The following is an 11,925-nucleotide window of genomic DNA, read 5'->3' on the forward strand; positions in this document are numbered from 1 at the left end:
ACTGGCGGTACAGACCCCCTACTGCCAGTTTAGAGGGAGAACGGGTTATCGCGTCTCTCGGACGAACTGCGATTTTGGTTCGGCGAGCGTACAGACCCAATCCGGTCACAGTAGTTGCACGTGCTTCGGTACCATTACTCGAAAGCGTCGGTAAGCCAGCAGTACCGAAGCGAGTAGACACTCACGCCGCGCGCAGTGCGGCGAGTGCCGCGACGAGCACGGCGAGTAGTGCGCCGGCCGGTCCCGGCCCGGGCGCGGAGCCACCCGAGGACTCGCCAGCGTCGGAGGTCGCTGTCGGCGTCGCAGTGGACGAGGTCGTGGTGGTAGCAGTGGTCGACGCGTCCCGCGTGGACGCCGGGCCGTCGGTGCTCGTCGGCGAGCGGTCGGTGGTCGTCTGTCGACTCGGAGCGTCCTCGCTGGGCGCGCGCACGGCGAGCGTGCCGGCCGACGTGTCACCGACGGACAGCCGGTAGTCTCCGGGCGTGTCGAAGGCCACGTCGACCGCGACCGTCACCGACGCACGCGGGGGAACAGTGACGCGCCGCGTCGTCGCCGTCGACCCGTTGGCGGTCACTGCCACCGTCACGTCCGTCTGCCAGTCGACATTGCTGTCGACGGTCACGGACACCGGAACGGCGTCGCCGACCGTGGCTGTCGACGCGGTGACGCTCGCGCCCGACACCCGCACCGCATCGGCGTCACGCACGCCGACGGCGAACGAGGAGAACCCGGGCGTGTCCGCTTCGAGGACGACACTGTCGGCCGTGCGCTCGACGACGGTGGTGGCGAGGCGCGCCCAGTCGCCGTCGTGGTACCGGTAGACCGCCGCCGACTCGGGGTCGACTCCGGTGTCCGCGAACCGGTCGGCCGACACCGCGACCGTCATCGTCGCGCCAGACACGTCGGCGTCGTCGAACGAGTGTGTCACCTCGACGTGCCCGACGGCCCGACCGTCGAACGACGGCGCGCCCGGTGCCGGGTCCGCCGACGACGCCACCGACAGCGAGTAGTCCATGGACGTGCTCGTGGTCACGGCCAGCGACGCGACGCTCACCGGCCCACGCGTGGCGTTCCCGAACGGGACCGAGAGTTCGCTGCCCGCGTCCGCGTTCTCGACGGCGGCAGCGGCCGACACGGTGCCGGTCGTCGTGACGGACACCGACGGACCGTCTGGGACCGGGGCCGACACGGAACTCGACGAGCGCGTCGCGCCGCCACCACTGCCCGCGCCGCCGTCGCCCGACTCGGACTGCGTGGTGTCGACGGTCGCGGTCGCCGACTGCCCGTCGGCACCGTCGGTGCCGCTGCCGTCGGTCGCGGCGAACAGCGTGGCGGTGTACTCGCCGTCCGCGTCGACCGCGACCGTCGCCGTGTAGGTACCGTTGGACTCCGTGAAGTCGTTCGTCGTCAGCGTCGCCGTGTCCGCACCGGTGACCGCGACGCCGATGTCCGTCAGCGTCACCGAACTGTCGAAGGAGACTCGCACGGACTGCCCGTCACCGCTCGTCGCCGAGAACCCGGAGACGAACGAAGCCGTCGGCGAGTCGTCAGTGGTGCCGACGGTGACGCTGTTCGTCTCGCCGCTCGCACCGTCGTCGGTGCCGTTCTTCGCGGTCTGGAGGACCGCGGTGTACGTGCCGTTCGACGACCCGACGTAGGTCGCCGTGTACGTCTCCCCGGACTGCGTGAAGTTCGACTCCGTGAGCGTCGCCGTTTCGGCTCCCGAGATGTCGACCGAGATGGCGTCGAGCGGTTCGTCGCTACCGAACGACACCGTGACGTTCTGTGCCTCCGGGTTCGTCGCGCTGAACCCGGAGATGATGGGCGCAGCAGTCGCCACTTCGACCGTTCCCGACGCGCCACCGCCGTCGTTCCCGTCGGCGTCGAGCGCGCTCGCCAGTGTCGCCGAGTACTGGCCGTCGGCGTTCGCGGCGTACGTCACGACGTACGAGCCGTCGGTCGTCGTCGTCGGATTGTCGGTGCTGACGCTCGCCGTCTCCGGCCCAGTGAAGTCGACGGCGACCTCGTCGATCGGTTCGTCGGCGTCGAACTCGACGCGGACCTGCTGGCCGTCCGGATTCGTCACCGAGTAGTTCGAGACGGTGGGCGGCGTCGTGTCGACTTCGGCGCTGTCGGTCTGCCCGGTCGCGCCGTCGTTCCCGAGGCCGTCGTCGGCCACAGTCAGCGTGGCGTCGTACCAGCCGTCGGCGTTCTCGTCGTAGGTCGCGTAGTAGGTGTACGGCCCCGACCCCGTCTCGGTGAGAGAGGAGAGCGTCGTCGTTCCCGTCGGCGTCTCCAGCTCGACCGCCGTCGACGCGAGACGCTCGCTCGCGTCGAAGCTCACGTTCACCGTCTGCGCGCTCGGGTTCGTCACCGACACGTTCGAGATGGTCGGCGTCACCGTGTCCACCTCGACGCTGTCGCTCTCGGCACCAGCGCCGTCGTTCCCCGCGGCGTCCGCAGCGGTGTCGAGGGTCGCGTCGTAGGTGCCGTTGGTGCCGTCGTCGAACGTCGCCTCGTAGGTGTACGGCCCCGACCCGGTCTCGGTGAACGCCGACCGCGTGAGCGTCCGGGTCGTCGCGCCGGAGACGGCGACCGACGCCGCGTCGAGGGGCTCGTCCGTCTCGACGGTGACGGTGACGGCCTGTCCGTCCGGGTTCGAGACGGCGAACGACTGCACGGCGGGAGCCGTCGAGTCGACCTCGAAGGCGGCGTCGCTCGCGTCGACCCCCTCGTTCGAACTGCTGTCGCTGGCGGTCACGCGCACGAGCGCGGCCGTCGTGTCGTCGGTGGGTGCCGTCCAGTCGTAGCTACCGTCGTTCGCCAGCCCGCTCGCAATCGGCGTCCACGTACTCCCACCGTCGGCAGAGTACTCGATTTGGACGTCGTCGGTGACCGTGACGTTGTCCGTGGCAGTCCACTCGATAGTAACAGTGTCGTCGCCAGCGTACAGCTCGCCGCCGTTCGGTGTCGTCACCGTCACGTCGGGCGCGGCCTCGTCGACGAGTGCCGACGCGGTCTGCTCGCTGGCCGCGTCGGTCACGCCGTCGCTCGCCGTCTGGAGCGTGAAGTCGTAGGTGCCGTCCGTGCTCCCCTCGTAGGTCGCGGCGTATTCGAAGCCGCCCGCGGTCGCCGTCTTCGAGAAGTCCGCGAGCGACAGCGACGCCGACTCCGCGCCCGAGACCGCCACGTCGACGGCCGTCAGGTCGTCGCTGGAGTCGAACGAAACCGTCGCGTTCCGGTCTCCGGCGGTGTCGACCGCCGAGAACCCCGAAATCGCTGGCGGGGTGTCGACAGTGAACGAGACCGTCGTGCTGTCGCTGTTCCCCACGCTGTCGGTCGCAGAGACGGCCACGTCCACAGAGCCGTTCGGGAGCGCCGGGACGCTGTCCCCGGCCGGGTCGATGGTGAGTGTCGTGCCGTCGAAAGCGACGCCGTCGGTGGTCGTTCGCGCGTTCGAGAGAACGGTCTCGGTGCTGTTCGATACCGACACTATCAGCGACGAACTGTCGACCCCGACAGTCGCGTCCGTCACGTCGACGGACACGGTCCGCTGGTCGTCAGTCACCGTGGTTCCCTCGGGCGCGAGGTTCGTGAACGTCGGTGCCGTCGTGTCGACGGTGAACGAGAACGACGTCTGGTTCCGGTTGTCGACGGTGTCGGCCGCCGAGACGGTCACGTCCACCGACCCGTCGGCCAGCGGCACGCCGGCGTCGCTCGTGTTCACCGTCAGCGTCGTGCCGCTGTAGGAGATGCCCGTGGCGTCCGTCGTCGCAGCGTCGAGCACGACGCCGCCGGCGTCCTCGACTGTCACCTCGATGCTGGACGCGTTCACGTCACGGGTCGCGTCCGACACGTCGAGAGTGAGCTCGGGCTGGCTGGACGCCTCGGGGCCAGTGGGCGCACCCGGCCCGAACGTCGGCGCGGTCGTGTCCACGGTCACGTTGGCGGTCTGACCGTCACCCCCGTCGTTCCCGGCGTCGTCTTCGGCGACGTCGAGTGTCGCGGTGTAGTCACCGTCGTCGCCGGTGTACGTCGCGGTGTAGACGTACGGCGCGCTCGCGTCGGCCGTCGTCGGCGTGAGCGTCGCCGTCCCCGTCGGCGTCTCCAGCGTGGCTGACGCCGTCGTCAACGTCTGGTTCACCTCGAAGGACACCTCGACGGTACCGCCGCCGGTGTGGGTCGCAGCGAGGTTCGAAACGGCTGGCGTCGAGGTGTCGACCGTGACCGACCCCGACGTGTCCGGGTCGGGGTCCTGCGTGTTCCCGACGAGGTCGGCGGCTCCCGACACCGCGACGGTCGCGTCGGCCTCCTCGTCGTTGTCGTCGACTGTCACGCTGCCCGACCACGTCTGCGGCCCGACGAAGCTCCCGGAGACCGACGTGTCGCCCTGCGCGAGCCCGGTCAGCGTGACCGTCGGCTCGGCTCCCTGGTCGACCGGCTCGTCGAATTCCACGGTCACGGACTGACTCGTGCCGGCGTCCGCGTCGTCGATGGTGCCGTCGCCGACGGTCACCGACGAGACCGACGGCAACACCGTGTCCTTCGTCACGTCCACCGGCTCGACGAACCCCTCGGCGTTCGCGAAACCGCCGTCCAGAGCCTGCGCGGACACGGTCAGCTGACTCTCGTTCAACGACGACACGTCGATGCCGGTGACCGTGACGCGGTCGCTACCGCCGGTCGACGCGGTCTGGCGGACGCTGCTGGTCCCGTCCGAGACCCGGACTTCGACCGTGTCGGCCTGCGAGCCCGAAACGAGGTCGACGGTGGCCTCGTAGCTCGTGGCGTTGCTCGCGGTGACGTTCCCCGCGAACACGTCCGTCGGCGCGACCGGGCCGCGCGTGTCCACGTCGAAGCTGTTCGACTCGTCCGGGTTCGGTGTCTGGACGTTCCCCGCCGTATCCGTCGCGTTCTCCACCCGGATAGTCGCGGTCGCGGCCTCGTTGTCGTCCCGAATAGTGACCGTTCCCGTCCACGTCGTGGCGTCGGTGAAGCTCCCGCTCGACACGTCGTACGTCCGGTTCAGCCCGACGACGGTCACGTTCGGCGCGGTCGTCTGCACGTCCTCGTCGAAGTCGACGGTGACCGTCTGCTCGACGCCGGCGTCCTCGGTCCCGATGGTCGCGTTCGTGATGGTCGCACTCGCGACGCCCGGCCGGTCGGCGTCTTTCGCCGGAGACGCGAGCCCCGTGCCCGTCGCCGCGTTCCCGCCGTCGTCTTCGAGGGTCGCGTCCACGGTCACGGTGCCGTCGTCGAGCGACGAGACGTCCAGCCCAGTGAACGCCACCTGGTCGGGATTGCTGTCGCCGTCGTCCTCGCTGGGGACGTACTGGCTGTCGGTCACCGTCGCACCGTTCGACAGCGCGACCGTGAGCGTCCCCGCCTCGTGGTCGTCGGGCAGGTCGACGGTGAGGTTGTAGTTCCCGTCGGTGGTCGCGTTGATGACGCCCGCCGTCGCGCCGGTCGGCGCGCTCGGTGGCTCGGTGTCGGCCAGCGGCACGCTGTCGGTCGGCGCGGTGTTCCCGGCACCGTCCGAGACCTCGTCCAGGCCGGCCGCCACCGTGTCGTTCCCGAGGTCAGTCCGCGTCACGTCGGCATCCAGCGTCAGCGTCGCCGTGGCCGAGTCGGCGGTGTGGCTCACCGACGACACCGCTGACGCACCCCCACTGGCCGCGTCGCCGTACGTGAAGTTCGCGGCGGTGAGCCCGGTCCCGTCTGTCGCCTCCACGCTCTCGTTGAACGACACCAGCACCGTGTCGTTCCCGACCTCCGCCTCGACGCCAGTAATACCCGGTGGCGTCGTGTCGACGGACACCGAGTCCGTGAGCCCACTGGACTGGTTGTTCGCGGCGTCGTTCCCGACGCTGTCGGTCGCGCTCGTCACCTCGGCGGTGTAGTCGCCGTCGCTGCCCCCCACGTACGTGTACGTGTAGGTGTACGTGCCGCTGTTGTTCGCCTCGGCGAAGTCACTCAGGTCGACCGTCGCCGACTCCGGCCCCGAGAGGTCGACGGTCGTCCCGTTCAGCTGTTCGTTCGTAGTGACCGAGACGCCCACGTCCTGCCCGGAGGGGTTGGTGACGGAGACGTCGGAGACGTACGGCGCGCTCCCGTCGATAAACACCTCGTCGTTGCCGCCACCGCTAAGCGACGACACCGACGAGATGTCCCCCACCTTCCCCTTGTCGAGTGCGTAAACGTCGTACGAGTTGTCCGGTTGCTCCAGCAAGCCGTCCGTTTTGCTTCCGGGGAACGACCCACTCGTTCCGCCGGTTCCGGTTTCCGTGATGTACGGTTCCCCGCTGTCGAACGCTCCGTTCCCGTTCTCGTCGATAACGATGTAGGACGCGTTCGGGGAATTCACGTAGTACTCGAAGGGGTCACCGCCAGCAATTGTCGACCCCGTTGTGACGTCGAAGTATTCGACCTGCCCGTGCCCAAGTCCCACACCACCAGTGCTGAGGAGTGCCAGTGAAACCACGACACCGAACAGTACAGCCCGCGTTCCCCCCCGAGAGTTCCCTGTCATGAGTATTGTCCCGCCTACCCCCCGAATCCGGCAGGCGAAGCTGGTTCGTCAGCCGTACCACAAGCCGTCACTAATGCGTTCGGGTCCAATTTCCAGCGCTGGTAACGCCAGCGAAATCCCGTGTTACCGGCGACACGTCGGGCGGAGGACAGCGAGGCGGCAGCACTGGCAATTCGATGAAACGCTTATCAGTGCGCGCGCTCTATCACGGCTATGACCTACGACACCGTCGTGTTCGACAACGACGGGGTCCTCGTTGGCCGCACCCGGTACGACGTACTGGAGCGGGCCACCGAGGAGACGTTCAACCGGTTCGACGTAGAAGACCCCGACCCAGAAGACGTCGAGGCGATGACCATCGGTGCGACCCCCAAGACCGTGGGAGACGTCTGCAGCCGGTACGGCATCTCCCCGAAGGACTTCTGGCCGGAGCGCGACAAGGCGCTCACGGAAGCCCAGCGAGACGAAGTCCGGGAGGGTCGCAAGACCCTCTACGACGACCTCGACACGCTGGAGACCCTCGACGTGAACATGGGCATCGTGTCCTCGAACCAGCAGGCCACCGTGGACTTCGTCCTCGACCACTTCGGCGTCCGAGACCTCTTCGGCACCGCGTACGGCCGCGAGCCGACGATTCAGAGCCTCGAGCGACGGAAGCCGAACTCCCACTACATCGACCGCGCGCTCGCGGACCTCGACGCCGACACCGCGCTGTTCGTCGGCGACAACGAGAGCGACATCCGCGCCGCCGAGAACGCCGGCATCGACTCGGCGTTCATCCGGCGACCCCACCGCGAGAGCTGGGAACTGAACGTCTGGCCGACCTGGGACATCGACTGCCTCAGCGACCTGCACGATATCTGCGAGTAATCGAGCGAGGAGTCTAACGGCCCTCCGGCCCCGATGGGGTCTCTCGGGCTGCCTCAGCCGGTCGCCCTGCGCCCACAAGGATTATGAGTGACAAGCCTCTCTGTACGGTTGCAATGGCGACAGGCACCGTTGACTTCTTCAACGACACTGGCGGCTACGGTTTCATCGAGACTGAGGACGCGGACGAAGACGTTTTCTTCCACATGGAGGACGTCGGCGGCCCGGACCTGGAGGAGGGACAGGAGGTCGAGTTCGACATCGAGCAGGCCGACAAAGGCCCGCGCGCGACGAACCTCACCCGTCTGTAATCGGTAACCGTTCGGACGAATCGTTTCCAGACAGGAACACTCCAGCGTGGAGTGTACGCGGGTGAGGCCGAGAGGCTCACTCGACGAATTCTATCGACGCCACCCCGGTAGCGAGAGCTACGCGAGGCGGTCGCGGTTGTCGTCAGTCAGCGACAGCTGGGTGGCGGCGACGTTCGATTCGAGGTGGTCGATACTGGACGTTCCCGGGATGGGGAGTGTCACCGGCGAGTGGTCGAGCAGCCACGCGAGCGCGACCTGACGGACGGTCGCGTCGTGGTCGTCGGCGACCGCCTCCAGGGGCTCGCGCTGCTCGCCGAGGTCGCCACCGCCGATTGGGAAGTACGGGATGAAGCCGATCTCGTAGTCCTCGCAGGCCGAGAGTACGTCCTCGTGGTCGCGGTTCGCGACGTTGTACTCGTTCTGAACGGTCGCCACGTCGACGATGTCACGGGCGCTCTCCAGTTGGTCGACGGAGACGTTGCTGAGGCCGACGTGGTCGACGAGGCCGGCGTCTTTCAGTTCCGCGAGCCGGTGGACGGAGTCCTCGAACGGCGTGTCCGGGTCCGGGGAGTGCAGTTGCAGCAGGTCGATGGAGTCGACGCCGAGGCGGTCGAGCGAGCACAGCGCCTGATTCTCGAGGAAGTCGGGCTCACCGTGGGGCAGCCAGTCGCCGTCGCGCGTCCGCAGCAGGCCGGCCTTCGTCGCGACGAACACGTCGTCGTTCTCACCGAGTGCTTCGCGGAGGAGGCGCTCGCTGGCTCCCGGCCCGTACGAGTCAGCGGTGTCCACGAAGTCCACGCCCAGTTCGACCGCGCGCCGGACCACGTCCCGCGCGGCGTCCTCGTCGTCGGGCGCGCCGACGATGTCCGGACCGGTGATGCGCATCGCGCCGTACCCCATCCGGTGGACGGTCGCGTCGCCGCCGATGTCGAACGTGTCGCTGTCGTTGGCTGGTGCCATACCGGGTACACGACAGCCGGCAGAATAGGCGTGGGGGTGGCGGAACCTACGGCTGCCACTGGTCCCGGAGCTCGGTCCGGGGTTTCGACGGGTCGTCCTCGGCGACGAGCGCCCGGAGCTGGCGGACGTGGAACGCGTACTCGCGGTCCTGTCGCAGGACGAGGTCGCGGCCCTTCAGTTCGGACAGCAGCGTGTGGACTCCCTCGATGTCGGCCCCCGTCGCCTCGGCGAGATCGTGGGCGGTCGCACCCGGCGTGGTCGCGAGTTCGGTGACGACCGACCACGCCGCCTCGTCGTTACAGTTCGACTCCCGGCGCGCCGCGTTCACGCGCGTCACCACCGGCGGTGCCTGCAGGAGGTCGACGACCGTCTCCGGCTCCGGCGCGTCGCTGTCCGCGTCCCCGACCGACCCGTCACCGCCGTCGCCGTCCTCCACTTGAAGGCGCTCGCCCCGCCGCCGCAACCGATCCTGAACGGCGTCCACGAGCGCGTCGCGGCTCTCGTGTTCGTCGTCGCCGAACGAGAACGCGGACGCCTCGGCGGCGGTTGGTGGCTCAGCGTCCCCAGTAACCGGCGGCTCCGCGTCCGCGCCCCCAGCGTCCGCGTCGGCGGTGGGCTCGGCGTCGTCCGACGCCTCGCGGTCGTCGCCGTCCGGTTCGCTGTCGTCTGCCGAGCCCGTGACGCGGTCCTCCAGCTCGTCGATTCGAGCCTCCAGACGTTCGATCTGCTCGTTTTTCGTCTGCAGCGTCGCCTGATAGGAGTCCGGCTGGACGCCGTCACCGTGCGCGAGCGCGTTCGCCATCTTCCGCGCCGCAGCGGAGACGTCGCGTGCGGTCTCCAGTTCGGACTCCAGTTCCGCGATTCGCTCCTCGCGGTTCTCCACCTTCGACTCCAGCTCCGCGATTCGGTCCTGCTCCTGCTCCTTGCGGCTCGTGATGTCGTCCAGATCCTCCATCAGCGAGCCGGAAACGGACTTCAGGTCCGGGCGCTCGAAGTCGTCGAGACCCGGGGTCGCGCCGGCGTCGAACGTCCGCTTGCGCTTGAACTGCACGCGCTCGACGTTCTCGTCGCTCCAGTCCATCTGCACGAACGCCTCCCCGTCGTTCAGGTCCACGACCTCGTCGGCGTACTCGCTGCCGACGATGCGGCTCACCACGTTCGTGTCGTTGTCCCACGTGAGCCGGTGCCAGACCAGCCAGTTCGCCTGCGTGATGAAGTCCTTCTTCACGTCCGCCGGCCGCTGGCTGATGCCGACAATGCCCAGCCCGTGTTTGCGGCCGCGCTTCCCGACCTTGATGAGGAGGTTGCCGGTCTCGTCCATCCCGCCGCCCTCCGGGATGTACTCGTGGCACTCCTCGACCACCAGCAGGAACGGCTTCTTCAGCTTCTTCTCCTTCGCGAAAATCTGGCGGACCGTCTCCCGCAGCAGTTCGTCGGCCTCGTCGCCGTCCAGGTAGCCCGAGACGTCGAGGATGATGGGGACGTTCTCCTCCAGCGCGAGGTGCGCGAGCTTCTCGGCGTGCTCGGTCCCGACCTGGATGTCACACTCCTCGTCCGCGCCCGCGTGCAGGAGTTCGTACTCCTCTTTCAGGCCGTAGTACTCGCCGTCCGTGTCGACGATGAGGACGGGGTAGCCGGCCTCCAGCAGCTCCTCGACGACGACGCTCGTCGTGTTGGACTTCCCCGAGCCGGACTTCCCGGTGACGAACGCGCGGCCCGTCAGCACCTCCACGATGGGGAACTCCAGCGGGCTGCCGTCCGCGAGCTCCCCGACGCGAATCCGCTGCTCGTCGGCGTCCGCGGCTTCGGTCATCGAGCGGAGCCACGCGAGCCGGTGGGAAAACGGTTGCCCCACCGGCGCGGCCGGAACGCGTCCCGAGCAGGCTTACCGGCTACCCGGGTGGTCGTCGGGGAGGCCACGCCGGCCGAACGTCGACTCGCGCAGTGTCTCGCCCTCGGGGTCAGCGAGCAGGCCGCGCTCGCGGAGCTCCGGCACGACGAGGTCGACGAAGTCCCGGACGCTGTCGGGGCGCGCGACCTCCTTGACGTTGAAACCGTCGACGCCGACGTCGTGGAACCAGTGCTCGAAGACGTCCGCGACCTGCTCGGGCGTCCCGACAACGACAGGGGAAGTCGTCCCGAGGCCGGCGAACTCGGCGACCTCGCGGACCGTCCAGTCGCGGTCGTCGTTCGACGTGAACGCGTTCACGACGCCCTGGATGGCCTCCGTCTCGATGTGTTCGAGTTCCTGGTCGGGGTCGAGTTCAGAGAGGTCCATATCCACGAACCCGGACATGAGCGCGAGCACCCCTTCGGTGTCGATGGCGTCCCGGTACGCGTCGTGTTTCGCCTCCGCGATTGCCTCCGTCTCGCCGACGATGGGGACGATGCCGGGGAAGAACGCGAGGTCGTCGGGGTCGCGGCCGTGGGCTGCGGCACGCTCCCGGAGGTCCGCCATGTAGTCGACGACGGCGTCGTCCGAGGGCTGGCTGACGAAGACGGCTTCGGCGTGTTCGGCGGCGAACTCGCGGCCGCGGTCCGACGAGCCCGCCTGATAGAGGACGGGCGTGCGCTGTGGCGACGGCTCGGCGCTGTGGGGACCCGGCACGTCGAAGTGCTCGCCCTCGTGGTCGATGCCGTGGACCTTCTCGGGGTCGCTGAACGTCGCCGCGTCCTCGTCCCGGACGACGGCATCGTCCTCCCAGGAGTCCTCCCAGAGGGCGTACAGCACGTCCATGAACTCGTCGGCGCGGTCGTAGCGCTCGTCGTGGTCGAGGCGGTCGTCGTAGCCGAGGTTCGCGGCCGCGGATTCGAGGTAGGAGGTGACGACGTTGAAGGCGACGCGGCCGTCCGTGAGGTGGTCGAGCGTGGAGAACTCGCGGGCGAGCTGGTAGGGATGGTTGTAGGACGTGGACTTCGTCACCGCGAACCCGATGTCGTCGGTCACCTCGGCCATCGCGGGAATCAGGTACGCCGGGTCGTTCGACGGCGTCTGGACGGCTTTCTCGATTGCCGTCTCCCGGTCGCCGCCGAAGACGTCGTAGATGCCGCGGACATCCGCGAAGAAGACGGCGTCGAAGCCGCCGCGCTCGGCCGTGCGCGCGACATCAGTCCAGTACTCCCGGTCGCTGTACCGGTGGCTCTGGTCGCCGGGGAGCCGCCAGGAGCCGACGGACACGTGCTCCACGGCGTTCATCGTGAAGAGGTTGAGGCGCAACCGGTCGCTGGCAGCACCGTCCTCGGCGTCGTCGGTCATGG

Annotated in this window: 6 protein-coding genes; 2 read left to right on the top strand and 4 right to left on the bottom strand. The window is 68.5% G+C overall.

Translation table 11 applies throughout. The features are described from left to right. Nucleotides 1-181 precede the first annotated feature (181 nt). Nucleotides 182-6,448 carry a PGF-pre-PGF domain-containing protein gene (locus tag BMW35_RS07300; protein WP_143052172.1) on the bottom strand — a complete coding sequence of 2,089 codons (6,267 nt, stop codon included), beginning with the start codon at nucleotides 6,446-6,448 and terminating at the stop codon, nucleotides 182-184. A 294-nt stretch (nucleotides 6,449-6,742) separates the two neighbouring features. On the opposite strand from BMW35_RS07300, the gene BMW35_RS07305 reads away from it, so the two are divergent. Both BMW35_RS07305 and BMW35_RS07310 read left to right on the top strand, forming a co-directional pair. Continuing rightward, nucleotides 6,743-7,399 carry an HAD family hydrolase gene (locus BMW35_RS07305; protein ID WP_089668707.1) on the top strand — a complete coding sequence of 219 codons (657 nt, stop codon included), beginning with the start codon at nucleotides 6,743-6,745 and terminating at the stop codon, nucleotides 7,397-7,399. 113 nt (nucleotides 7,400-7,512) lie between these two features. Beyond that, entirely contained in the window at nucleotides 7,513-7,707 is a 195-nt protein-coding gene (locus BMW35_RS07310; protein WP_049981782.1) for a cold-shock protein, read from the top strand. 117 nt (nucleotides 7,708-7,824) lie between these two features. Here BMW35_RS07310 and BMW35_RS07315 read toward each other — a convergent pair whose 3' ends face one another. From BMW35_RS07315 to BMW35_RS07325, 3 genes are all read right to left on the bottom strand, one after another. Then, nucleotides 7,825-8,667: an aldo/keto reductase gene (locus BMW35_RS07315; RefSeq protein WP_089668708.1), complete on the bottom strand. Its 843-nt coding sequence runs from the start codon at nucleotides 8,665-8,667 to the stop codon at nucleotides 7,825-7,827. Between the two features lie 46 nt (nucleotides 8,668-8,713). After that, nucleotides 8,714-10,480 carry an ATP-binding protein gene (locus BMW35_RS07320; RefSeq protein WP_089668709.1) on the bottom strand — a complete coding sequence of 589 codons (1,767 nt, stop codon included), beginning with the start codon at nucleotides 10,478-10,480 and terminating at the stop codon, nucleotides 8,714-8,716. 72 nt (nucleotides 10,481-10,552) lie between these two features. Then, nucleotides 10,553-11,923, bottom strand: coding sequence for an LLM class flavin-dependent oxidoreductase (locus BMW35_RS07325; RefSeq protein ID WP_089668710.1), 1,371 nt, complete (start codon nucleotides 11,921-11,923; stop codon nucleotides 10,553-10,555). Nucleotides 11,924-11,925: the final 2 nt, after the last annotated feature.

This window comes from Halobacterium jilantaiense, assembly GCF_900110535.1.
In the GTDB taxonomy this organism is placed as follows: domain Archaea; phylum Halobacteriota; class Halobacteria; order Halobacteriales; family Halobacteriaceae; genus Halobacterium; species Halobacterium jilantaiense.

Coding starts and splice junctions, on each gene's coding strand:
- BMW35_RS07315 (WP_089668708.1), bottom strand. CDS start 8,667: ATGGCACCAGCCAACGACAGCGACACGTTCGACATCGGCGGCGACGCG.
- BMW35_RS07305 (WP_089668707.1), top strand. CDS start 6,743: ATGACCTACGACACCGTCGTGTTCGACAACGACGGGGTCCTCGTTGGC.
- BMW35_RS07310 (WP_049981782.1), top strand. CDS start 7,513: ATGGCGACAGGCACCGTTGACTTCTTCAACGACACTGGCGGCTACGGT.
- BMW35_RS07325 (WP_089668710.1), bottom strand. CDS start 11,923: ATGACCGACGACGCCGAGGACGGTGCTGCCAGCGACCGGTTGCGCCTC.
- BMW35_RS07320 (WP_089668709.1), bottom strand. CDS start 10,480: ATGACCGAAGCCGCGGACGCCGACGAGCAGCGGATTCGCGTCGGGGAG.